Genomic DNA, 22,896 nt, shown 5'->3' with positions numbered 1-22,896 from the left:
GGATATATGAGATGCTGAAAACCGCCGCGGGTATCGCCGTGTTGTTGTCCAGCGCGCAAGTCGTGGCCGAGGCACCGCCGATGACGCTCCCCCCGGAACTGCCGTGGTCCGGTGCGAGCGAAACGCTGGTCGTTCCGTCGGACCACCCTTGGATTACTCCGGCGGAGCGGACCGGCTTCACGACGAGCCCGCGCTACGCCGAGGTACGGGCGTGGCTGGAACGGCTGCAGGCCGCGTCACCGCTCATCAAGCTGGAGACGTTCGGGCGCACCGGCGAGGGGCGCGACATGGTCATGGTGCACGCTAGCAAGGGCGGTGCCGACAGGCCTGTGGTGCTGGTGCAGGCGGGTATCCATGCCGGCGAGATCGACGGCAAGGACGCCGGGCTGATGCTGCTGCGCGACATCGCCATGCGTGGCAAGGACAAGCTCCTCGACAAGGTGAATCTCGTCTTCGTGCCGGTCTTCAACGCCGACGGGCACGAACGCATGAGCGCGTGGAATTTCCTCCACGTGCGCGGCCCCGCCGAAAAGGGAATCGAGGGCAACGCACGCGGTATCAACCTCAACCGTGACTACGCCAAGGCCGATGCCCCAGAGACCCGCGCGATGATCACCCTGCTGCGCAGGCTCGATCCTATCCTTTATATCGACTGCCACGTCAGTGGCGGTTTCGACATGCAGTACGACATCACTTACACGTACGCGGGCTGGGGCAAGTATGCGCGGCATCGTGCCACCGCTGACTGGCTGGAAACCCGTTTCGGCCCAAACGTTCAGACGGCGCTGGAAAGCAATGGCCACATCCCGGCGATCTACCCCAGCCCCGTCGATACGCGCGAGCCAACGAAGGGCATCCGCTACAGCCCCGAGGGACCACGCTACTCAACCGGATACGGCGACTTCATCGGCGTCCCCACGGTGCTGGTCGAAAACCACATGCTCAAGCCTTACCGCCAGCGCGTGCTCGGCACGTATGTCCTGCTGGAAGCGGCGTTGAAGCTGGCAGCCGAGGATGCGTCCCGCATCGCTGCGGCCAAGGCCGCCGATCGCGCCGCCCGCCCCCGGGAACTGCTGACGCGCTGGCAGCCGGCGAAGCAGCCGATCGGCTGGGTCGATGCGTTCAAGGGCGTCGCCTTTCAAACCTACCGCTCGCCTGCCTCGGGCCGCCTCGAACAGCGCTGGACGGGACAGCCCATAACCTTTCGGATGCCGATCATCGGGCAGGACCTGGTCGAGACCACCCCGCTCCCGAAGGCCTGGCTAGTGCCGGCAGCCCAAGTCGAGGTGCTCGACCGCCTTCGACTCCATGGCGTCCGCATGGAAGCAGTTCGCGAAACGCGGTCTCGATCGGTGGACCGGATCCGCCTCGTCGATGCCAAGCTGCAGAGCCCGCACGACGGGCGCATTCCGATGGCCGCCAAATTCGTTCATGAGCGGATCGAGGAAGCTGTGCCGGCCGGCACGGTCCGGGTGCCGGTGGACCAACCCCTCGGCCTGCTTGCCGCCGCGCTGCTCGAACCCGAAAGCCAGGATTCATTTTTCGCCTGGGGGTTCTTCCCCGAGGCCCTGTCGCCTGCCGCAGGGACCGAGGACTTCGTGATGGCACCGATAATGGAGAGCCTGCTTTCGCGAGATGTCGGCGTGCGAGGCGCTTTCGAGGCAAAACTCGCATCAGAGCCCGGCTTCGCCGCCGACCCCGAGGCACGTTTGGCTTGGCTATCCGAAAGGCTTGCCCGCCGGGACGCCTTCCATCTTACATATCCTATTCGGCGAGAGCTTTGAAGCTTCGAGCACCAGCAAAAGAATGGCATGGGTGCTCGGGTAGCTGGCCGGCACCTTCGGACCAATAAAAGGCTGCATTTTTTGCCAGGTCCGGATATTCGCTCCAACTCGACGAAGTCCTGATCTGGTTGGCACGTGGCCCGGGGCATTTCTGCCGATCCGGCCGTTTCGTTCCAGCGCCGTCATTACTTGCCGCGACCGATATCTCGTTGTGTCGCACACGACTTCAGGCGCCACAATGCCTCTGGTGCCGGGTGAAGCAGAGGAGGAGGCGCCGGCGGAGCGCAAAGGGCCGCACGGTATTCGGGCGTAGATCCTGCCAAGCGTCCAGCTTCGAATGAGACGGCGCTCGCAATGATGAGGTCAGTTACGTATCGAGGCCGTTCGGCAACAGTGGCGTTGCTCTGCTTCACGAGATCGAGCGCACGGGCGACGACTTTGTCGGCAATGGTCGGGTTAAGGAAGCGCGGCTTGCCCGCTCCGCCGCAGATCGTCGCGATGTCGGCCTCGTGCCGGGCGGTCTGGAGTTCGGCATTATAATCGGAAAGCTGGTCCGGAACGGCACCCAGCGCCTGCGCAACCGCGGCAACGATGTCCGCCTGAAACTTGGTCCCCGACGTAATTTGCGCTTGTACTGGAAGATGGCCTTCTCGTCGGCCCGCATTACTTCAAGCCACGCGCCGATATAATCTGCATGCCGGACCGTGGGCTGGCGACAACCTGCCGGGTGAGGGGGACAGCGTGGGGCCGGCGCATCTTCATCTTGTGACCCGGGATCGTCCAGACGCGCTTGTTCAGATCAAACTCGCTCCATTCCGCCCAGCGCAGTTCGCCGGGCCGCACGAAAACATGCGCCAGCAAACGCAGCGCGGTCCGCGTAAGCGGATAGCCGTCATATTCATCGATAGTCCGCAGCAAAGCCCCGGCTTCGATCGGCGTGGTGATTGCGGCTCGATGTGTCGTTCGAGGGGTGACGAGGGCGCCTTGAAGGTCCGAGGCGATATCGCGCTCGGCTCTCGCCGTGGCGATCGCATAACGAAAGACCTGGCTGGACGCGGTTCGTGCCCGATTAGCGGTGTCGTAGCGTTTCGTGGCCTCGATCTTCTTCAAGGCCAAAAGCAACTCATGCGCGGAGATTTCGCGGATGGGGCGCTTTCCGATTGAGGGGTAGAGTTTCGAGAGCAGCCAGCGTGCTTTCTTGAGCGTCATGGCTGCGGCGCCTTCGGCAGCTATCTTTTCGAGCCACTCTTTCGCCACAGCTTCGAAAGTGTGCGCCGCCGCGAGCATCTTCTGAAGTTTGGCATGCTCGACGGGATCGACTCCTTTGGCGAGCAGGCGCCGTGCATCGAACAGACGTTCTCGCGCCTCTCCCAGCAGCAGCTCTGGCCAACGCCCGAAGGTTATGGTTCTCTGCTTGCCGAGAAAGCGGTAATTCATGCGCCAGACGCGTAGGCCGCTGGGTTCGATCTGGAGGTAGAGCCCGTCGCGGTCACTGAGCTTGTAGGGCTTGTCTTTTGGCTTAGCACGCGACACCCAGGCGGCGGTAAGCCCGGACTTCTGCCGCTTTCCTTCCAACATGATGGTATCTCCCCATCGCTACGGCGGGGCGTACCATCGAATCTTCCATGATTGGGGTGAGATTTGGTGAAATGGCCCGAACCTGTCGGAGACATTTTACCACGTAAAAATGGCAGAAAACAGCCACTTATGCGATGCTCTCAGACCCTCTGAGAAGCAAAAATGGAGGCCCGAGCCGGAATCGAACCGGCGTGCGAGGATTTGCAGTCCTCTACGTCACCACTCCGCCATCGGGCCATCCGTGTGGAGGAATGCGCGCCTAGCAACCGATTGGAGGGAGCGCAATGGGATTCGCGCACGATCGCGGCAAATTGCTGGGATCGTTAGGCGAATGGTTCGAATGCGAGGGTGCGACGGGCCGGATCGGCCTGGGTCAGGCGCACTTGCAGCGACTCGCCGGGGAAGGCTCCCGGGGCATGGATGCCGGCGATGACGGGCATGTCTTGGAATTGCAGGCGGGCGGTGTCGCCCTGCAGGTCGGTGACGGTGGCGGTGAAGACGCTGCCTTCCTGCCCGGCGAGCATGACCGTCTCGGCGAGGTCGATGACGGCGCGCTCGATCCGGCCATCGCGGCTGGCGGCGCGCGCCATGACCTTGGGGAGGCGGGAAAAGGCCTCCTCGACTTCGGCGGCGACGGGATCGCCGTTCGCCAGCGCGAGCACCGCACGCAGGACGTAGCGGTCCGCCAGTCGCCGCAGCGGGGCGGTGGCATGGGCATAAGGCGCCGCGATCGCTGCGTGCCAGGGCGGCTCGGCCGGGTCGAACGGCTTGTAGCTGGCGCCGTTGCCGGCGCGGCGGATCGCCATCATGAATGCGGCCTGCGGAGGCGAGGACGGGTCGAGCGCGCGCTCGAACGCATCGAGCGGGACGTTCGCGGGCCAGTCGAGTCGCAGCGCCCTCGCGCTGGCCCGCAGGCGGCCGTCGGCCTTGGGGTCGGGCGGGGGCATCACCCGGAACAGGCCCGTCCGCGCCGCCAGCATGGCCTGCGCGACGGCAAGGTTGGCCGCCAGCGACAGCGCTGCATTGCGCACTTCGGACACCAGCATCGGCCGGAAGGACAGAGTGAAGCCGCCGCTGCCGTCCGCTTCCAGCACCTGCTCGGGCGGATCCACGCGCGCGGCGCCGCGGCGCTGTTCGGCGGCCCCGACCCGCTGCGCGATCTGCGCGAAGCCCTCGGGCAGGTCGGCATCGCGCACCGTCTCGTAGGCGAGCTTGGCGCGGCTGCGGACGAGGGCCCGCTCGACGCCGTCGAGGCTGGCCTCGCCCTGCGGGTCGATGCGCGTGGTCAGGATCACGGCGGGCCGGTCGACATCGGGAAGCAGGCTTGCGGCGCCTTCGCACAGCGCCGGGGGATAGAGGCTGGCCTTGTCGTCGGGAAGGTAGGTCGTGGTGCCGCGCTTCCACGCCTCGGTGTCCAGCGGATCCCCTTCGCGCACGAACCAGGCGACGTCGGCGATGGCATAGTGGAGCAGCCAGTCGGCACCGGCGGGCTCGATCGCGAAGGCCTGGTCGAGGTCGGTCGAAGCGGCCGGGTCGAGCGTGACGAAAGAACGGTCGGTCCGGTCGACGTGCTCGGCGCCGGGCGCTTGCGCCGCCGCCCGCCGCGCCGCTTCGAGCACTTCGGGCGGGAACCCGGCGGGAATCGTGAACTCGTCGCGGATGCGTGCCAGGCCTTCGCCGAGCAGGCGATCGGGATCGTGGAGAGCCTTCATGCCCCTGGTTGGAGCGCAGGACCGCCCGCTTGGCAAGGGCACAGGGGCAGCCGGGCCGGGAACCGCCGCCGTGCTGGTCGCTTCCCAATCCGGCAGGGTGCGCGTTAAGGTAGGCGCCCCTTCGATGGTTTCCTCTCGTGAAAGGCCTGTCGCATGATTCTCGGAGCTGTCCTGGCCGGGGGCCTGTCGAGCCGTTTCGGAAGCGACAAGGCGCTGGCCGAGCTGGACGGGCATACGCTGATCGCGCTGGCCGTCGATGCGCTGTCGGGGTGGTGCGAGCACGTCGTCGTGGTCGGTCGGCCCACGGCCCCGGCGCCGACCCTGCCGGACTGGCCGCACCCCGGCATGGGGCCGCTCGGCGGGCTCGCCGCCGCTCTTCACCACGCGCTCGACGAGGGCTACGAGGCGGTGCTCGCCTGCGGCGTGGATGCGCTGCTGCCGGAGGACCTGCCGGCCCTGCTGGGGGCGGCACCCGCGTGCCTTGCCGCCCAGCCGGTGATCGGGCTGTGGCCTGTCTCCGTCGCACCGCAACTGGAAGCGCTGCTGCAAAGCGAGGACCGCCATTCGATGTACCGTTTCGCCGAACTCGTCGGCGCCCGGCGCGTCGAGACGGCGGTGGCGATCCCCAACATCAACACCCCCGCCGACCTGTCGGCCCTCGGTGGTTGAGGGCCCCGGCCCGAGGCGCGCTCAGCAGGCGGCCCGGGCCGCTCCGCCATGGACGAGGCCATGCGCGGCAAAGGCCCTCTCTGAGCCTGCGATGCGGTGCTCGGGAACGGCGGCAAGGCAGTAGCCGCCTGCCGAGGCGGTGGCGATGATCCCGGACATGCCGACGAAGCCCAGCTTGCGCCGCAGCCGCGACATGTGGACCGCGATGCTGTTGGTCTCGGGCACGAAGCCCATGCGCCAGACGTCCTGGATCAGGTCCTGCTTGCTGACCGGCTCGCCCGGGTTGTCGGCCAGGCGCCAGATCAGCGCGAACTCGCGGGGATTGAGATTGAGCGACTTGCCGTGCCCGAAAGCTTCGCGGGACAGCAGGTCCAGTTCGAGTTCTCCGAGGCGGCGATGCCGTGGCAACCAGCGGGTCAGTTCGGCCAGACGGCTGGCACGGGCTTCGAATTCCCCCGCCTCGATCGTCCCGGGGACGACCTCGCCGAAGCCCGCCTGCAGCAGACGGGCCCGCTCCTGCGCCGAGGCGGCGCCGATGACCACGATGAACCGCCGGACCTCGCCGGGGAAATTGGGGACCAGGTCATCGTCGTTCCCGGCGAGATGGCCGGCGTGGATGATGCCGATGCAGTCGCTCGACGGTTCGCACCTGTCGTCGAGCGACCAGCCGCTAAGGCGTAGATCGAACGTGCTCGGGATGCGTCCCTGGCTCAACCATCGAAAATGATACGGCGCGTCGCGACGCGCATGAAAATGGACCATCTGCCCCCCATCTTAATGGCGTTTCCAATGCGATAGGGGGCAAGAATGGCGGTAATTCACCCCAGGGGACAACACGTATATTCTTACAGCCTTACTTGGGCGTTTACCCTTGGTATCGGCCGATATACGGCAAAATCTCCCTGTCGGTGCTTCAGGATGCCGGCGTATTGACGCCCATCGACGTGAGATATCGTTTCACGTTGCGGGCCGCCTGGCGCAGGCGCTGCTCGTTCTCGACCATGGCGATTCTCACGAAGCCTTCGCCGTCCTCGCCGTAGCCCACACCGGGGGCGACCGCGACGTCGGCGTGGGTGAGAAGCTGCTTGGAGAACTCCAGGCTGCCCATCTCCTTGAGTGCGGGGGGCAGGGGGGCCCATGCGAACATCGAGGCCTTGGGCGAGGGGATGTCCCAGCCGGCGCGACCGAACGCCTCGACCATCACGTCGCGCCGCTTCTGGTAGAGCTGGCGGTTGCGCTCGACGATGTCCTGCGGTCCATTGAGCGCGGCGCAGGCGGCGGCCTGGATCGGCGTGAACGCACCGTAGTCGAGGTAGGACTTCACGCGGGTGAGCGCCGCGATCAGCTTCTGGTTGCCCACCGCGAAGCCGATGCGCCAGCCGGCCATCGAATAGGTCTTGCTCATCGAGGTGAATTCCACCGCGACGTCCTTGGCGCCGGGCACCTCGAGGATCGAGCGGGTCGGATTGCCGTCGAAGTAGAGTTCCGAATAGGCGAGGTCGGACAGGATCCAGACCTTGTTCTCCTTGGCCCAGGCGACGAGGCGCTCGTAGAACGCGAGGTCGACGGTCTCGGCCGTGGGATTCGACGGGTAGTTGACGATCAGGATCGACGGGCGCGGCACCGTGAAGGCCATCGCCCGGTCGAGCGAGCGCCAGTAGTTCTCGTCCGGAGTCGTCGGCACCGAGCGGATCGTCGCGCCGGCGATGATGAAGCCGAAGGTGTGGATCGGGTAGCTGGGGTTGGGCGCGAGCACGACGTCGCCGGGTGCGGTGATCGCGGTGGCAAGGCTGGCGAGGCCCTCCTTCGAGCCCATCGTGACGACGACCTCGCTCTCGGGGTCGAGTTCCACGTTGAAACGGTTGGCGTAGTAGTTCGCCTGGGCGCGGCGCAATCCGGGGATGCCCTTGGACTGCGAATAGCCGTGCGCGCCGGGCTTCTGGGCCACTTCGCACAGCTTGTCGAGGACGTGCTGGGGCGGCGGCAGGTCGGGGTTGCCCATGCCGAGGTCGATGATGTCCTTACCGGCCTGGCGGGCTGCGTGCCTCATCGCGTTCACTTCGGCGATGACGTAGGGCGGCAGTCGCTTGATGCGGTAGAACTCGTCTTCCATGACCTCTATTATCCATATGCGTAGCGGCAGGATCGCCGCCCGGTCCCTGTAGGGTATTCCGTCCGTGGCGCAAATGGGCGATCGTTGCGAAGATCATTACGGGATTTGTCCTGCGCGCAGGCTCTCAAGGGGGCTCGACAGGAAACGTCCCCGGGGCCAAACCCGGGGTTGGACAACTAGGAGAGCGAGTGCCCATGGCGACCGACGCCGATCTTCTTAGCAATGTCGTGCGCAGCCAGGCCGAGGGCCTCGCCACCCTGTTCGGCCGGATGGTGCCGGCAGAGGGGACGCCCGAGGCCGCGGCCACGGTGCAGTGGGCCGAGATCGCGGGCCGCCTGCACTCGATCTGGACCGAGTTCCAGGTCGAGCAACTGGGCAAGGCCGGTTCGGACAAGCCGCCGCATTTCGCCGATCCGGCCCGATGGATCGCCACCGGCGAGGCGGTGATGCGCCAGCTCCCCTTCGCCAACCCGGAAGTACAGCAGAATCTCTGGAACGAGGGTCTGGCGCTCGCCACCGCGGTGTTCGGGCAGTATGGCCTGGGACCCGATGCCGGCAAACGCGCCGCGGATGCCGCCGGGGAGCCCGAGCTTCCGCGCAAGGATCGCCGCTTCGCCGATCCCGAATGGCGCCGCCAGCCGTTCTTCGCCTTCCTCCACCAGGCCTACCTGATGCTCGGCGAGCACATCATCGGGATGGCCGACGCGGTCGAGGGACTGGAGCCGGCGCGCAAGGCCCAGCTGCGCTTCGCGACCCGCACGGTGGTCGACGCGCTCAGCCCCGCCAACTTCCCGCTGACCAATCCGGTGGCGCTGGGCAAGGCCGCCGAGACTCGCGGCGAAAGCCTGGTGCGCGGTTTCGAGAACCTGCTCGACGACATGCGCAAGGGGCAGCTCACCCACACCCGGCCGGGCGCCTTCGTGCTGGGCGAGAACATCGCGGTGACGCCCGGCAAGGTCGTGTTCGAGACGCCGCTCTACCAGTTGATCCAGTACACGCCGACGACCGACAAGGTGCTCAAGACCCCGCTGCTGATCTTCCCACCATGGATCAACCGCTTCTACATTCTCGACCTCAACGCCAAGAAGAGCTTCGTGCGCTGGGCGGTGGAGCAGGGAATCACCGTCTTCATGGTTTCGTGGAAGTCGGCCGACGCCTCGATGGCGGACCTCGCGTGGGACGACTACATCGCCGGCCAGATCGAGGCGATCGACGTCGTGCGCGAGCGGCTGGGGGTGCCTTCGGTCCATGCCATCGGCTATTGCGTGGCGGGCACCACGCTGGCCGCGACGCTGGCGGTGCTGGCGCGCAAGGGGCAGGGTGACAAGGTCGCCAGCGCAACCTTCTTCACCGCGCAAGTCGATTTCGAGCATGCGGGCGACCTCAAGAACTTCATCGACGACCAGCAGATCGAGACGGTCGGGCGGCTCTCGCCGGACGGCTATCTCGACGGGCGCTACCTGGCGGCCAGCTTCAACATCCTGCGCGGCAACGACCTGATCTGGAGCTACGTCGAGAAGAACTATCTCAAGGGCGAGGACTATCCCGCCTTCGACCTGCTCCACTGGAACGGCGACGTCACCAACCTGCCGGCGCGCTGGCACCTCGACTACCTGCGCGACCTCTATCGCGACAACCGGCTGGTCGTGGCCGATTCGCTGTCCGCCTGCGGGGCGCCGATCGACCTGCACCGCATAACCACGCCGGCCTACATCCAGGCCGGGCGCGAGGATCACATCGCCCCGCCGGCCAGCGTGTGGAAGCTCACCCGCTACCTGGCAGGGCCCTGGACCTTCCTGCTGGCGGGTTCCGGGCACATCGCTGGCGTCGTCAATCCACCATCCTCGGGCAAGTACCAGTACTGGACGGCGGAAGGGCGCTCCGAGACGCTGGACGATTTCGTCGCGGGTGCGCAGGAGCATCCGGGAAGCTGGTGGCCGCACTGGGCCGACTGGCTGCGCGAGCGCGATTCGGAGGAAGTAGCGGCACGCGGCAAGCGCAAGCCGGGTGGGCGTGGCGATCGCGTGATCGAGGACGCTCCGGGGCGCTACGTCTCCGAGCGCTGACATGCCGCCCGCCGGGTCGGGCCGTACTGACACACGGTTGAAACACGCCGTGCGCTAAGCTGCCTGGGCTTGAAGATTCCCGGATGATTGCTGCGTCGCAACATATTTGTGCAGTGCAGCATAACCCTGTTGACTTCGCTTTCGCAAAAACCTATTTTGCATTGCAACAAAGAGTAGTGCGACTCGTGGATCGCACCCGTTCCGGGCTCGAGGGTTCGGTGATTTCAAGTTTTCACCAAGGCTGGATAAATAAACATGGCCGACAATGAAGACCCGAAGGACAAATCCGCTCCCGAAGCGGCGCCCAAGCCGGCTGTAGCAGCCGATGTTTCGGCCGCCCCCGACGTCAAGCCCAAGGCTCCGGTAATCGCGCCGAGCAAGCCGGTCGAAGCCAAGTCTGTGGAATCCAAGTCCGCAGACACGAAGGCCGAGGCTGCACCGGCACCAAAGGCCGTGGCGCCCCAACCGGTCGCCAAGCCGGCCCCGGTCGCAGCTGCGCCTGCGAAGGTCGAGGCCAAGGTGGACGCGCCGGCCGCCAAGGTGGACGCGCCGGCCAAGGTCGCTGCCCCGGCAGCGAAGCCGGTTGCCAAGGCTCCCGTCGTCGCTGCCCCGGTTGCCAAGGTGGCCGCGAAGGTCAAGGCCAAGCCTGGCCCCAAGCCCAAGATCAAGACCCCGCCTGTCGCTCAGGCGAAGCCGGTCGAAACAGTTGTTCCGGCGAAAGTCGCTCCGACCAAGCCGGTCATCGAGGTTGCCAAGGACGTGAAGAGCGCGATCGCGCCGCTCACTGTCCCGAAGGCGGCCATTCCCAAAGCGGCGCCAAAGACCGCACCTACCAAGCCCGTCTTCGCAGGACTACTCACCAACTTCATACTCGAGGAAACGAATATGAGCACCAACTTCGCCGGTATTCAGGACGCGATTACCCAGACCCAGGCCAAGGCAAAGGCCGCCTTCGAAAAGGGCACCAGCGTGCTCGGCGAAGTCACCGAGTTCACCAAGGGCAACGTCGAAGCCGTCGTCGAGTCGAGCAAGATCCTGGCCGAAGGCGTCCAGGGCCTCGGTTCGGAATTCGTTGCCGAAGGCCGCACCGCTTTCGAGACCATGACCGGTGACATCAAGGAACTCGCGGCTACCAAGTCGCCGACCGATTTCTTCAAGCTCCAGGGCGACCTGGTGCGCAAGAACTTCGACACCGCAGTGGCCTACAGCTCGAAGAACAGCGAAGCGCTGCTCAAGCTCTTCGGCGACTCGTTCGCCCCGATCTCGGGCCGCATGAGCATCGCCCTCGAAAAGGCGCGCTCGGTCTCGCTCTGACCAGCGAGGCCTTCCGATCGGTCGGTTGAAGCGATTCTTCCGACCATCGGTGCGCCAAATCCGAGAATGTGGACCGGGGCATCTTGTTATAAGGTGCCCCGGTACGATATTCTGGCCATCATGATTCCCCCGATCGCCGATTCCGACCTCCTGCTTCCCCCGAGCGTGCCCGCATGGACCGCTGCTGCCGGGGGCGTTTCCGTATGCGGGGCGGATGTCCTGTCCGGGCCGGACGTCATGGGCGGGCCAGACAAGGTCATGGGCGGGCCCGACAAGGATGACCCAGGCCAGGGCGGTGGCGACGATCATCAGATCGGCATTGCCACCAAGACCCGTGCCAAGCCCAAGAAACCCAGCCAGTTCAAGGTACTGATGCTTAACGACGACTACACCCCGATGGAATTCGTGGTGATGGTCCTCAAGCGCTTCTTCAACATGGACCTCGAACAGGCCACGCGGGTGATGCTCCACGTCCACCAGAAGGGCGTCGGCGTTTGCGGCATCTTCCCTTACGAGATCGCCGAGACCAAGGTGAACCAGGTGATGGATTTCGCCCGGCAGAACCAGCACCCGCTCCAGTGCACCCTGGAAAAGGCCTGACCCGTCGCCTTCATTTCCCGCGGAAACCTTCGCCAGGGATCGACGTTGTACGCCTCGCCCGGCGGAGCGTTCGCGGGCCATGCGGGGGAGGACGGAGCGACTTGTCCGTCTCGCCACAAATCGCTTTGCCCTTGTGGCTCCGAGCCGTTAAGGGCCGGGAGGGACGTTCAGTGACGCCGGTCGGAAAGTGCTCTAGTTGAAATTCATCAACGCCATCGACCGTTACATCCTGCGCCTCGTGCTGATGCCGATGTTCGGCATCTTCCTGCTCGCCGCGTCGCTGCTCGTCATGGACAAGATGCTGCGGCTGTTCGATTTCGTCGCGACCGAAGGCGGCCCGATCGGCGTCGTCTTCAAGATGCTCGCCAACATGCTGCCCGAATATGCCAGCCTCGCGATCCCGCTGGGGCTGATGCTGGGCATCCTGCTCGCCTTCCGCAAGCTCGCCACCAGCAGCGAACTCGACGTGATGCGCGCGGTGGGCCTGAGCTACACGCGGATGCTGCGGGTGCCCTACATCATCACCCTGGTGCTGGTGGTGTGCAACTTCGCCATCGTCGGCTACCTCCAGCCGCTCTCGCGCTACTACTACGAGGAACTGAACTACGAACTGAAGTCGGGTGCGCTGGGCGCCTCGATCAAGGTGGGCGAGTTCACCGCGCTCAAGGACCGCATCGCGCTGCGCATCGACGAGAGCCAGGACAATGGCCAGCGGCTGATGGGCATCTTCGCCCGCGTCGCCAACCAGAAGGGCCAGGTCCTGTCGATCTCCGCGCGCGAGGGACGCTTCCTGGCGCTCAAGGACCAGCCGGACACGATCATCCTGCGGCTGCAGCAGGGCCAGATCATCCAGGACATGCCCGGCAAGATGCCGCGCGTCCTCTCCTTCACCCGCCACGACCTGCCGATCGAACTTCCGGCGATCGAGAAGTTCCGCCAGCGCGGCGGCCAGGAGCGCGAGTATCTGCTGCCCGAGCTGATGAAGCTGGGCTGGAACAAGGACGCCACCCCCGAGGAGCGCGTCTCCAGCCAGGCGAACTTCAGCTACCGCATGGTCGAAGTGGTGATGATGCTGCTGCTGCCGCTGCTCGCTGTGGCGCTGGCGATCCCTCCCAAGCGATCGACTTCTGCGCTCGGCCTGTTCGTCTCGATCGTGATGGTGGTGGCCTATCACAAGGTCAACCAGTACGCGAACGACGTCGCCTCGCTCGGCAAGATCAACCCGATCCTGGGCCTGTGGGGGCCTTTCCTGGCCTTCGCCGCGATGATCCTGTGGATGTACTGGCGCGTCGCCTACGTGCCCGGCGGTCAGCCGCTCGGCTGGCTGGAGACGGCGTCGAGCAAGATCATGAAACGCATAAAGTCGCTGCTGCGCCGCAACCGGCGCGGCCCGATCCTGCCCGTGCCGGCGGAACAGACCTGACATGAGTTTCGAGTTCTTTCCCTCGCGCACGCTGACGATCTATCTCGCGCGCCTGTTCGTCACCCGCATTCTCGCGGTACTGGTCATGCTGGTGCTGGTGCTCCAGGTCCTCGACCTCCTGGGCGAGAGCGGCGACATCCTCGCCCATCCCGGCAACGGGCAGATGCAGCTGCTCTACTACGTGACCTTGCGCGCGCCGCAGCTCGTGGCGCGGTTCCTGCCCTACTCGGTGCTGCTGGCGACGATCATCACGCTGGCGACGCTCAACCAGAACAGCGAAGTCATCTCGATGAAGGCTTCGGGGCTGTCGGCGCATCAGGTTCTGGCGCCGCTGATCCTGACCGCGCTGGTGATCTCCGGCATCAGCTTCGCCTTCAACGAGCGCGTGGTGACGCGTGCCACCGCGCAGCTCGCGGCCTGGGAGGCGGTCGACTATGGCCCGATCCCCAAGGCGACGGGCCCCAAGGCGAACCTCTACCTGGCGGACGGCAAGGACCTGCTGCTGGCCCAGTCGCTCACCGGTGAGGGCAACGCCCTGACGCTCAACGGCGTCACCTTCTATCGCCGCGACGCCAACGACATGATCGTCGAGCAGTTGCGCGCCGACCGGGCCACGTTCCGCAATCCGGGCTGGCAAATGGAGCGCCCGGTCCGCTTCGACGTCGCCGGAACCACGACCACGCGGCTCGCCTCGGCCACCGTCGCGCCGGGGATCACGCCGGCCAAGATCTACATCTCCAAGGTCGATGCCGACGCGCAGGACATCGTCACGCTCGCCGGCTCGATCCAGGCGGTGCACGAGGCCGGGCGGCGCACCACCGACCTCGACGCAGCGTGGTGGCACAAGCTGTCGGGACCGCTGTCCTCGGCGCTGATGCCGTTGCTGGGCGCGGTCGCAGCCTTCGGGCTCGCCCGCTCGGGCGCACTGCTGATTCGCGCGGTGATCGGGATGGCGCTGGGCTTCGCCTATTTCGTGTTCGACAACGCGGCTTTGGCGATGGGGAACTTCGGCGGCTACCCGCCCTTCATCGCCGCCTGGGCGCCGTTCTTGCTGTTCGCCCTGATCGGCGAGACGGTGCTGATCCGCACCGAGGAATGAGCCGGCCGGGCTTCGGCTCGCGAATCTGACAGGTTTCGCGCTTCGGGGCGAAGCCCCCTTTTCCAACGTACCGAGCGGCTTCCGCAGCGGTCGATGGGAAAAGGAAACCGCCGGCGGCGCGGCGCAACGGCCCTCCGCGCCCCTGCGTGAAAATTCCTTCCCTTCCTCTTCCGAACCTTAGCGCACCTTCATAGTGCTGCGGGCCAGGCGACCCAGTAGCGGGGTCAGGCCGGGGTAGCTGGCCTTGCGGTAGGTGGAGGTCTCGCCCAGGTGGTCGCTGAGGCGGCGGTGGGCCTCGGCCAGCGAGTGGTAGGGCATCGAGGGCAGCAGGTGGTGCAGCGCGTGGTAGCGCAGACCCACCGGCGCCCACAGGCCCGAGAACAGCGCCGGCGGCGGCACGTTCACCGAATCGAGGTACTGCGCGGTGACCGTCATCGCCTCGCCGTCGTTCTCCCACAAGTGGGCGACGAGGGTGCGCACCTGGTTGAGGAAGGCGGTGAGCGAGACCACGCAGAGCGCGATCACCAGCGGTCGCCAGCCCCAGGCCGCGCTGGCGGCGACGACCGACAGCGCCCAGGCCGAGCAACCCAGTTCCTGCCAGGACACCATCCGGGCAAAGTCGCCCTCCGGCTTGCGGCGGCGGTACTGCGGGTTGATCGCGAGGGCCGAGGCGCGCTCCCACACGAGCGTACGCAGCGGCGGGATCACGGCTCCCAGCGGCACCAGGATCGCGGAGCGGACCAGCAGCGCCGGCGGCAGCAGGATCGCGGTGAGCGCGAAGACCGGCAGGCTCCACGGCTTCATCAGCGCCAGGGGCAGGTACTCGGGGTCCTCGATCGTGCCGTAGCGGGTGCGCGCGTGGTGCTGGGTATGGACGCCCTCGTACATGAACGAGGGGATGAGCATCGGGATGCCGACGAGCAGGTTCCAGCCGAAGCGGAAGCCGGGCAGGGCATCCTTGTGGATGTGGGCCAGCTCGTGGATGAACAGCAGGGCCCGGTAGAGCACCAGCGATGCGAACAGGCCGAGCAGCAGGGCGACCAGGGGGTTGCCGACCAGGATCGCGCCGGCGAGGGCGCCGTAGCCGACCACGGCGCTGCCCAGCATGTCGGCCCAGTAGAGGCCGGGGCGGGCGGTCGCGATGTCGCGCGTCAGTTCGACGGCGGCGCGCAGCATCGCCTTGTCGTCCGGCATTTGCGAATGCCACGTAACCGCCGGCGCGGTGTCGCGCGGGCTGGGCTGGGGCAGGTCGATCGCTTTCGGGGCATTCATCGTTCGATATTTCCAAAGTCGTCCGGATAAAAACGGGCCGGGAACGGGTTTGCCGCGAGTCGCCGCGCGGCCCGGCCGGGTAGTGGGTTGACAAGGTGCCGTTCAGCGCAGCACGTCGCGCCCACATCCTTTCCTAAGCCGAAACAAAGGCAGCATCGTGGCCATGGCCGAACTAGAGATCACTCCCGCATCCAGCAAGGCCGATCGCGCCGCTTTCGTCGACCTGGCGTATCGGCTCAATGCGCCAGATCAAAACTGGGTGCCCAACTTGCGCTCGGAAGAGATATCCAAGTTCACGCCAGGCAAGAACCCCTATTTCGAGCACGCCAGGGTCCAGTTGTTCCTGGCGCGGCGCGATGGCCGGGTCGTCGGGCGCATATCGGCGCAGATCGATGAACTGGCGCTGAAACAGCCGGTCGAGCAGGGCATGGGCCCGGGTACCGGCAACTGGGGCGCGATCGAGGCCGAGGACGAGGAGACCGCCCGCGCGCTCATCGCCACGGCCGAGGACTGGCTGCGCGCGCAGGGCATGACCCGGGTGGTCGCGCCGATGAACCTTTCGGTCTGGGAGGAGCCCGGTATCCAGGTGAAGGGCCACGATCACCCGCCGATGGTGATGATGGCGCACCACAATGCCGCCTACCAGGGCTGGATCGAAGGGGCCGGCTACGGATTGGTCAAGACGCTCCACACGTACGATCTCGACGTGCGGACCGAGTTCCCGCCGCTGATCCAGCGCATCGTCGCCTCGGGCGAGAAGAACGCGCGCATCCGCATCCGCAAGGCGGAACTCAAGCACTTCGACCGCGATGCCGCGATCATCTGCGAGATTCTCAACGACGCTTGGTCGGACAACTGGGGCTTCGTGCCGTTCACTCCGGAGGAGATCGCCTATACCGGCAAGGCGCTCAAGCCGCTGGTGCATCCCGACCTCATCCACATCGCCGAGTACGACGGCGAGCCGGTCGCGTTCATGATGACGCTGCCCGATCTCAACGGCATCCAGATGCGGGTGAACGGGCGCAACGGAAAGCCGTCGATCATCGGCCTGCTCAAGCTGCTGCTGTGGCTGCGCAAGCCGAGCCCGGCCGACATGCGCGTGCCGCTGATGGGCGTGCGCAAGTCGCTGCAGTCCTCGCGCCTCGCCAGCCAGCTTGCCTTCATGATGATCGAGTACATCCGCCGTGCCGCCGTGTCGCGGTTCGGCACCAGGCGCGCCGAGATCGGCTGGGTTCTCGAGGACAACCAGGGAATGGTGGCGATCGCCGATGCCATCAACAGCAAGGTCAATCGGGAGTATGCGATCTACGACAAGGTGCTCTGAGGCCGGCTGCGGGCAGTCCGTTCGGCGCTCGGCGCCACCGTCCGGACGGGACGCACGGGCCACGCGCCGACCGGACGCATGGCCTATTGCATTGCAGCATGAATTCTCCGATGAGGAGCTAAGTGATATTCCGGATTACGTCCAAATTTGGTCCATTACGATTTCGATGAGATGCGCAAGGCCTTGGGCCTAGGGGTTCGGGAACGCTGTATTGACTTGTCCGCAACGGCGTCAGTGCAGCGTTCCAAATTCGTGCCTGGGGGTCCACTGAATTTCTTGCAAGAATTCGGCAGTTCTCAAAAGAGGGGTTGAAGTTGAGAAAAGGTATCATTCTTGCCGGAGGGTCCGGGACTCGCCTTTACCCGCTGACGCGAGGCGTTTCGAAGCAGCTGATGCCCGTCTACGACAAGCCGATGATCTACTATCCCCTGTCGGTGCTCATGCTGGCCGGCATCCGGGAAATACTGATCATCACCACGCCGCACGACCAGGCCGCCTTCAAGAGCGTTCTGGGCGACGGGTCCAGCTTCGGCGTCGAGCTGCACTATGCCGTCCAGCCCGAACCGGCGGGCCTGGCGCAGGCCTACCACATCGGTGCGGACTTCGTGGGCGACAACCCTTCGGCGCTGATCCTGGGCGACAACATCTTCTACGGCCACGGCCTGCCCGACCTGCTGGCGAACGCCGGCGCGCGCGACAGGGGCGCGACCGTGTTCGGCTACTACGTCAGCGATCCTAAGGCCTATGGCGTCGTCTCGTTCGATGCGCAGGGGCGCGCCGAGACGATCGAGGAAAAGCCCGAGGTCCCCAAGTCGAACTACGCCGTGACCGGGCTCTACTTCTACGACAACGAGGCCGTCGAGCTGGCCCGCAACCTCAAGCCCAGCCCGCGCGGCGAGCTGGAGATCACCGACCTCAACCGCCTCTACCTCGAGCGCGGGGACCTCTCGGTCGAGATCATGGGCCGCGGCTATGCCTGGCTCGACACCGGCACGCACGGCTCGCTGCTCGACGCGGCCAACTACGTGCGGATCATCGAGGAGCGCCAGGGCCTCAAGATCGCCTGCCCCGAGGAAATCGCCTGGCGCCAGGGCTTCATCGACGACGGCCAGCTCGAGAAGATCGCCGCGCCGCTGGTGAAGAGCGGCTACGGCGCTTACCTGCTGAACCTGCTGCACAACCGCGACGCGTTCCTGGATGCGGGAGTGGGTGCGTGAACATCGTCCCGACCGACATCGAGGGCCTCGTCATCATCGAACCGCGCGTGTTCGGCGACGATCGCGGGTTCTTCATGGAAAGCTGGAACCGCCAGCTCTTCGCCGACATCGGCCTGGACCTGGACTTCGTGCAGGACAACCACAGCCGTTCGGCCAAGGGCGTGCTGCGCGGGCTGCACTACCAGCAGCCCAATCCGCAGGGCAAGCTGGTGCGCGTCACCGCCGGCCGGGCCTGGGACGTCGCGGTCGACCTGCGCGCCGGTTCCGCGACCTACGGCAAGTGGGCAGGGGTCGAGCTTTCGGCCGAGAACAAGCGCCTGTTCTGGGTTCCGCCCGGCTTCGCGCACGGCTTCGTCAGCCTCGAGGACGGCACCGACTTCCTCTACAAGTGCACCGCCTTCTACACCCCCGCCAACGAGCATTCGCTGATGTGGAACGATCCCGAGGTCGGCATCGAATGGCCGCTCGAAGGCATCGAGCCGCAGCTTTCCGCCAAGGACAAGGTCGGCAAGCCGCTGAGCGAAGTGGAGCCTTTCGCATGAAGGTCCTGATCGTGGGCGGCAAGGGACAGCTCGGCAGGGGGCTGGCGGCGACTGCCCCGGCCGATGCCGAGATCGTCAGCCATGACATCGACACGCTCGACATCACCGATCCCGCCGCCGTCCTCGCGGTGGCGCGCGAGGTGCGGCCGGACGTGATCTTCAACGCCGCCGCCTATACCGCGGTGGACAAGGCCGAGAGCGACGAGGAGGCCGCCCACGCGGTCAACGCGCTCGCGGTGGGCAACCTCGCCGCCGCCGCCCGCGACGTCGGCGCGCGCTTCGTCCACGTCTCGACCGACTTCGTGTTCGACGGACTTTCGGGCGTGCCCTACCGCCCTGACGCACCCACCGCGCCGCTCGGCGTCTACGGCCGCACCAAGCTGGCCGGCGAGGAGCTGGCCGGCGAGGATGCGCTGATCGTGCGCACGGCCTGGGTCTATGCGCCCACCGGCGGCAACTTCGTGCGGACCATGCTGCGCCTCATGGGCGAGCGCCCCGAAGTGCGCGTCGTGGCGGACCAGGTCGGCACCCCCACGTACGCGCCCGGCCTTGCCGCGGCGCTGTGGACGATGGCCGGGCAGGGCGTCTGTGGCCTCCATCACTATACCGACGCGGGTGCCTGCAGCTGGTACGACTTCGCGGTGGCGATCCAGGAGGAAGGCCTTGCGGCGGGCCTGCTGGACAAGGCCGTCCCGGTCATCCCGATCAACGCGTCCGACTATCCCACGCCGGCGACCCGTCCGCACTACTCGGTGCTCGACAAGACGTCGACCTTCGCGATCCTGGGCGGCCCCACGCCGCACTGGCGCGCCAACCTTCGTAAGATGATTGCTGAGATCAAGACCCATGGCTAATCTGATCGTCACCGGCGGCGCGGGCTTCATCGGCGCCAACTTCGTCCATTATCGCAGCAAGGTGGCGCCCGAGGACAAGATCGTCGTCCTCGACCTGCTCACTTATGCCGGCAACAAGCACAACCTCGACGGGCTGGACGACGTCCTCCTCGTCGAAGGCGACATCTGCGACACCGACCTGGTCTCCTCGCTGATCGCCGACCACGAGATCGACACGATCGTCCACTTCGCGGCGGAAAGCCACGTCGACCGATCGATCACCGGGCCGGATGCCTTCGTGACCACCAACGTCATCGGCACGCACAGCCTGCTCAAGGCGGCCAAGAAGGCCTGGCTCGACGGCGACGGCAAGCCGCACCGCTTCCACCACGTCTCCACCGACGAGGTCTACGGCTCGCTCGGCCCGAACGATCCCGCCTTCAGCGAGACCACGGCCTATGCGCCCAACTCGCCCTACTCGGCCTCGAAGGCGGGCAGCGACCACCTGGTGCGCGCCTACCACCACACGTACGGGCTGGAGACGACGACGAGCAACTGCTCGAACAACTACGGTCCGTTCCAGTTTCCCGAGAAGCTCATCCCGCTGTTCACGCTCAATGCGCTGAACGGCAAGGCGCTGCCGATCTACGGCGACGGCATGAACGTGCGCGACTGGCTGCACGTCGAGGACCACTGCCGCGGCATCGAGGCCTGCCTGCGCAAGGGCAAGCCGGGCGAGGTCTACAACATCGGCGGCGGCCAGGAACTGCCGAACCTGACCGTCATCGAGGAGATCTGCATCGCGGTCGACAACGCCTTCGCGGCCGACCCCTCGCTGGCGCAGCGCTTCCCCAACGCCCCGGCGGCGCAGGGCCGCAAGAGCGCCGAGCTGAAGACCTTCGTGACCGACCGCATGGGCCACGACCGCCGCTACGCCATCGACGAGACCAAGGCGCGCGGCGAACTGGGCTATGCCCCGGCGCGCGACTTTCCGCAGGGCTTCGCCGAGACGCTCGCCTGGTTCCTCTCCCGCGAGGACTGGTGGCTGCCGCTGCTCGAGCGGGCCGCGCTCTCGCGCTGATGCCCGCACCGACCGGGCCCGGTCGGCTTTTTCCCTTCCCGACGTTCAGCAGGCGGTGTCAATTGGCTGAGAAGCACCTTATCGTTCTAGGCATTCGCGGCGTGCCCGCCGCGCACGGCGGCTTCGAGAGCTTCGCCGAGAAACTCGTGCCGTGGATGGTCCAGGCCGGCTGGCGCGTCACGGTATACTGCCAAGGCAGCGACACCGGCGAGCAGTACGAGGATAGCTGGGAGGGCTGCCGGCGCGTCCACATCCCGGTCCGGACCGAGGGCGCTCTGGGCACGATCGAGTTCGACCTGAAGTCGACCATCGCCGCCGTCCGCGAGGAGGGCCTGCTTCTCACGCTCGGCTACAACACCGGTTTCCTGTCGGTCTATGCCCGCCTGCGTGGTCGCTTCAATCTCATCAACATGGACGGGATCGAGTGGAAGCGGGCCAAGTATTCGTTGCCCCAGAAGGCCTACCTGTGGGTCAACGAGCGCATGGCGGCGGTCTCGGGCAACGTGCTCATCGCCGATCACCCCGAGATCGCCCGGCACCACTCCTACCACGCCTCGGCCGACCGGATCGCGATGATCCCCTACGGCAGCGACAAGGTGGAGACTGCGGACGAGACGCTGCTGGCGCGCTACGGTATCGAGCGCGACCGCTTCCTGACGGTCATCGCCCGCCCGGAACCCGAAAACTCGCTGCTCGAGATCGTCAGCGCCTTCTCGCGCAAGCCGCGCGGGATCAAGCTGGTGGTGCTCGGCAAGTATAGCAAGGACCATGCCTACCAGGCCTCGGTCCTGGCCGCCGCCAGCGACGAGGTGGTGTTCCCGGGAGCGGTCTACGCCAAGCCGGACCTCCACGCGCTGCGCCTGTACAGCCTGGCCTACGTGCATGGCCATCAGGTCGGCGGCACCAATCCCTCGCTGGTCGAGGCGCTGGGCGCGGGCAATGCCGTGATCGCCCACCACAACCCGTTCAACCGCTGGGTCGCCGGCGATGCCGGCCTCTACTTCGCCAACGAAGACCAGTGCGAGAAGCGGATCGAGGAACTGGCCGCCAGCCCGACCCTGCGCGACGAATTGCGCGACCATGCCCGCCGGCGCTGGAGCGAGGAATTCACCTGGCCCAAGATTCTCGAGGCCTACCAGGCGCTGATCGAGAAGAGCGCCTGATAATCGGCAGTGCGAAGGCCGCCCGGCTCAGGCCTGGGCGGCCCATTCGCGTATCCGCTGGGCGAGGCCCGGCGACATGTGCGCGGGCAGCGCGTCGAGGGTGAAGAACCCGGCCTCGACGATCTCGCGTCCGTCGGCGCGGGGGCTGTCCCCGGTCCGGCCGAGCACGATGCGCACGGCGTTGCTGCTGCCGTGCAGGTCCTCGCCGCGGTGCATGCCGCCGCCGGGCGGCATCCACTTGTCCGAGCCGTAGGAATGGCGGATCAGCAGGACCCGGCCGTGCGCGTCCTGCACCAGCACCCGGACGCCGTGCACGTCGCGCCGCCATATCCGCCACACCTGCACGCGCAAGACATGGGCGAGCCGGTAGAGCGCGCGGTGCAGCGGCGCCGGTATCCAGTTCAGCAGAAGCAGGTGACCTTGTGGCGGGCGGCCCGCAGCAGGCGGGCGACGGGCAAGTCGTGCTCGCCTTTCGCGGCGGCGTCGAACAGGGCACGCTTGTCGGCGCCGCGGATCACGAAGACAATCTCGTCGCTGTCGACGAGGGCCGGGATAGTGAGGCTCAGGCGGTCGAAGGGCGCCTCGGGTGGCAGCGGGTCGGGCGTCAGGCGGCGTACCGGCTGCGGATCGTCGGCGCGCGGGTCGGTGTTGGGGAACAGCGAGGCGACGTGGCCGTCGCCGCCCATGCCGAGCCAGGCGATCGCGAAGTGCGGCGGCCGGGCGTCCTCGGCCAGCGGCACGATCCGCGCGCCGGCCGGTTCGAGGCGGGCGCGGATCTTGCCGACGTTGCTGGCGGGGTGATCCTCGGCCACGATGCGGTCGTCGCCCGGCCACACGGAGATGCGCTGCCAAGGCAGCTCCTCGCGCGCCAGACGGTCGAAGATCGGGAACGGGGTGGACCCGCCGGGCACGGTCACGGCGATGTCGGTGGCGACGGCCAGCGCGGCGCGCAGGCGTCCGGCAAACCAGGCGGCGATAGCGCCGTCGTCGGCACCTTCGATCAGTTCAAGCTTGGGCATGGCGGAGGCCCTAGCACTCTTGGATACCGTTTGAAAATGCGCGAAAGGGCGCATTTCGAGCGCCGCACCGGCTTCCTCGAGTCCCGA

General features: G+C 66.4%; 20 protein-coding genes and 1 tRNA gene. 13 read left to right on the top strand and 8 right to left on the bottom strand.

The window, feature by feature from the left end; translation table 11 throughout:
* Window positions 1-11: 11 nt before the first annotated feature.
* Window positions 12-1,784 carry a M14 family metallopeptidase gene (locus ACFFDA_RS19555; RefSeq protein WP_404482435.1) on the top strand — a complete coding sequence of 591 codons (1,773 nt, stop codon included), beginning with the start codon at window positions 12-14 and terminating at the stop codon, window positions 1,782-1,784.
* Window positions 1,785-2,447: 663 nt separating this feature from the next.
* On the opposite strand, the gene ACFFDA_RS19550 is transcribed toward ACFFDA_RS19555, so the two are convergent.
* From ACFFDA_RS19550 to ACFFDA_RS19540, 3 genes are all read right to left on the bottom strand, one after another.
* Window positions 2,448-3,362, bottom strand: coding sequence for a tyrosine-type recombinase/integrase (locus ACFFDA_RS19550; protein ID WP_404482434.1), 915 nt, complete (start codon window positions 3,360-3,362; stop codon window positions 2,448-2,450).
* A 163-nt stretch (window positions 3,363-3,525) separates the two neighbouring features.
* Window positions 3,526-3,599 (bottom strand) — tRNA-Cys (locus ACFFDA_RS19545).
* Between the two features lie 86 nt (window positions 3,600-3,685).
* Complete coding sequence (locus tag ACFFDA_RS19540) at window positions 3,686-5,074, bottom strand: RNB domain-containing ribonuclease (protein WP_404482433.1); 1,389 nt, start codon at window positions 5,072-5,074, stop codon at window positions 3,686-3,688.
* 153 nt (window positions 5,075-5,227) lie between these two features.
* Here ACFFDA_RS19540 and ACFFDA_RS19535 point away from each other — a divergent pair, with 153 nt between their 5' ends.
* Window positions 5,228-5,743: a molybdenum cofactor guanylyltransferase gene (locus ACFFDA_RS19535; RefSeq protein ID WP_404482432.1), complete on the top strand. Its 516-nt coding sequence runs from the start codon at window positions 5,228-5,230 to the stop codon at window positions 5,741-5,743.
* 21 nt (window positions 5,744-5,764) lie between these two features.
* Here the strand turns inward: ACFFDA_RS19535 and ACFFDA_RS19530 are convergent, their stop codons facing one another.
* Both ACFFDA_RS19530 and ACFFDA_RS19525 read right to left on the bottom strand, forming a co-directional pair.
* Window positions 5,765-6,457 carry a winged helix-turn-helix domain-containing protein gene (locus ACFFDA_RS19530; protein WP_404482431.1) on the bottom strand — a complete coding sequence of 231 codons (693 nt, stop codon included), beginning with the start codon at window positions 6,455-6,457 and terminating at the stop codon, window positions 5,765-5,767.
* Between the two features lie 199 nt (window positions 6,458-6,656).
* A complete protein-coding gene (locus tag ACFFDA_RS19525) occupies window positions 6,657-7,856 on the bottom strand; it encodes an LL-diaminopimelate aminotransferase (RefSeq protein WP_404482430.1) in 1,200 nt (399 codons plus the stop codon).
* 194 nt (window positions 7,857-8,050) lie between these two features.
* Between ACFFDA_RS19525 and ACFFDA_RS19520 the strand changes: the two genes are divergently transcribed.
* The 5 genes from ACFFDA_RS19520 to lptG all read left to right on the top strand — a co-directional run bounded on the left by ACFFDA_RS19520 (window position 8,051) and on the right by lptG (window position 14,358).
* Window positions 8,051-9,922, top strand: a complete 1,872-nt coding sequence (locus ACFFDA_RS19520; RefSeq protein WP_404482429.1) for a PHA/PHB synthase family protein — start codon at window positions 8,051-8,053, stop codon at window positions 9,920-9,922.
* A gap of 255 nt (window positions 9,923-10,177) precedes the next feature.
* Window positions 10,178-11,236 carry a phasin family protein gene (locus ACFFDA_RS19515; protein WP_404482428.1) on the top strand — a complete coding sequence of 353 codons (1,059 nt, stop codon included), beginning with the start codon at window positions 10,178-10,180 and terminating at the stop codon, window positions 11,234-11,236.
* A 258-nt stretch (window positions 11,237-11,494) separates the two neighbouring features.
* Window positions 11,495-11,836, top strand: a complete 342-nt coding sequence (gene clpS, locus ACFFDA_RS19510) for an ATP-dependent Clp protease adapter ClpS (protein ID WP_404482795.1) — start codon at window positions 11,495-11,497, stop codon at window positions 11,834-11,836.
* Window positions 11,837-12,032: 196 nt separating this feature from the next.
* The gene (gene lptF / locus ACFFDA_RS19505; RefSeq protein WP_404482427.1) at window positions 12,033-13,259 is read left to right on the top strand and encodes an LPS export ABC transporter permease LptF; all 1,227 of its coding nucleotides are present in this window, start codon (window positions 12,033-12,035) and stop codon (window positions 13,257-13,259) included.
* A gap of 1 nt (window position 13,260) precedes the next feature.
* On the top strand, window positions 13,261-14,358 hold the full coding sequence (lptG, locus tag ACFFDA_RS19500; RefSeq protein ID WP_404482426.1) for an LPS export ABC transporter permease LptG: 1,098 nt from the start codon (window positions 13,261-13,263) through the stop codon (window positions 14,356-14,358).
* Window positions 14,359-14,535: 177 nt separating this feature from the next.
* On the opposite strand, the gene ACFFDA_RS19495 is transcribed toward lptG, so the two are convergent.
* Window positions 14,536-15,630 carry a fatty acid desaturase family protein gene (locus ACFFDA_RS19495; protein WP_404482425.1) on the bottom strand — a complete coding sequence of 365 codons (1,095 nt, stop codon included), beginning with the start codon at window positions 15,628-15,630 and terminating at the stop codon, window positions 14,536-14,538.
* A 163-nt stretch (window positions 15,631-15,793) separates the two neighbouring features.
* Between ACFFDA_RS19495 and ACFFDA_RS19490 the strand changes: the two genes are divergently transcribed.
* From ACFFDA_RS19490 to ACFFDA_RS19465, 6 genes are all read left to right on the top strand, one after another.
* Complete coding sequence (locus tag ACFFDA_RS19490; protein ID WP_404482424.1) at window positions 15,794-16,954, top strand: N-acetyltransferase; 1,161 nt, start codon at window positions 15,794-15,796, stop codon at window positions 16,952-16,954.
* 314 nt (window positions 16,955-17,268) lie between these two features.
* Window positions 17,269-18,171 carry a glucose-1-phosphate thymidylyltransferase RfbA gene (gene rfbA, locus ACFFDA_RS19485; protein ID WP_404482423.1) on the top strand — a complete coding sequence of 301 codons (903 nt, stop codon included), beginning with the start codon at window positions 17,269-17,271 and terminating at the stop codon, window positions 18,169-18,171.
* Window positions 18,168-18,713, top strand: a complete 546-nt coding sequence (gene rfbC, locus ACFFDA_RS19480; RefSeq protein WP_404482422.1) for a dTDP-4-dehydrorhamnose 3,5-epimerase — start codon at window positions 18,168-18,170, stop codon at window positions 18,711-18,713. Before rfbA ends, rfbC begins: the two co-directional genes overlap by 4 nt.
* Window positions 18,710-19,567 carry a dTDP-4-dehydrorhamnose reductase gene (gene rfbD, locus ACFFDA_RS19475; RefSeq protein WP_404482421.1) on the top strand — a complete coding sequence of 286 codons (858 nt, stop codon included), beginning with the start codon at window positions 18,710-18,712 and terminating at the stop codon, window positions 19,565-19,567. The genes rfbC and rfbD overlap by 4 nt, the downstream gene beginning before the upstream one ends.
* A complete protein-coding gene (rfbB, locus tag ACFFDA_RS19470) occupies window positions 19,560-20,627 on the top strand; it encodes a dTDP-glucose 4,6-dehydratase (protein WP_404482420.1) in 1,068 nt (355 codons plus the stop codon). Before rfbD ends, rfbB begins: the two co-directional genes overlap by 8 nt.
* Before the next feature lie 62 nt (window positions 20,628-20,689).
* Window positions 20,690-21,790, top strand: coding sequence for a DUF1972 domain-containing protein (locus tag ACFFDA_RS19465; protein ID WP_404482419.1), 1,101 nt, complete (start codon window positions 20,690-20,692; stop codon window positions 21,788-21,790).
* 27 nt (window positions 21,791-21,817) lie between these two features.
* Here ACFFDA_RS19465 and ACFFDA_RS19460 read toward each other — a convergent pair whose 3' ends face one another.
* Together ACFFDA_RS19460 and ACFFDA_RS19455 are read right to left on the bottom strand one after the other, a co-directional pair.
* Window positions 21,818-22,105 (bottom strand): NUDIX domain-containing protein, encoded by a 288-nt coding sequence (locus ACFFDA_RS19460; protein WP_404482418.1) that lies wholly within the window; start codon window positions 22,103-22,105, stop codon window positions 21,818-21,820.
* A gap of 86 nt (window positions 22,106-22,191) precedes the next feature.
* On the bottom strand, window positions 22,192-22,809 hold the full coding sequence (locus tag ACFFDA_RS19455) for a 6-phosphogluconolactonase (RefSeq protein WP_404482417.1): 618 nt from the start codon (window positions 22,807-22,809) through the stop codon (window positions 22,192-22,194).
* Between the last annotated feature and the right edge of the window lie 87 nt (window positions 22,810-22,896).

The organism is Novosphingobium sp. BL-52-GroH (assembly GCF_044813085.1).
GTDB lineage: Bacteria > Pseudomonadota > Alphaproteobacteria > Sphingomonadales > Sphingomonadaceae > Novosphingobium.
This window is presented reverse-complemented; position numbering and strand designations above follow the sequence as displayed.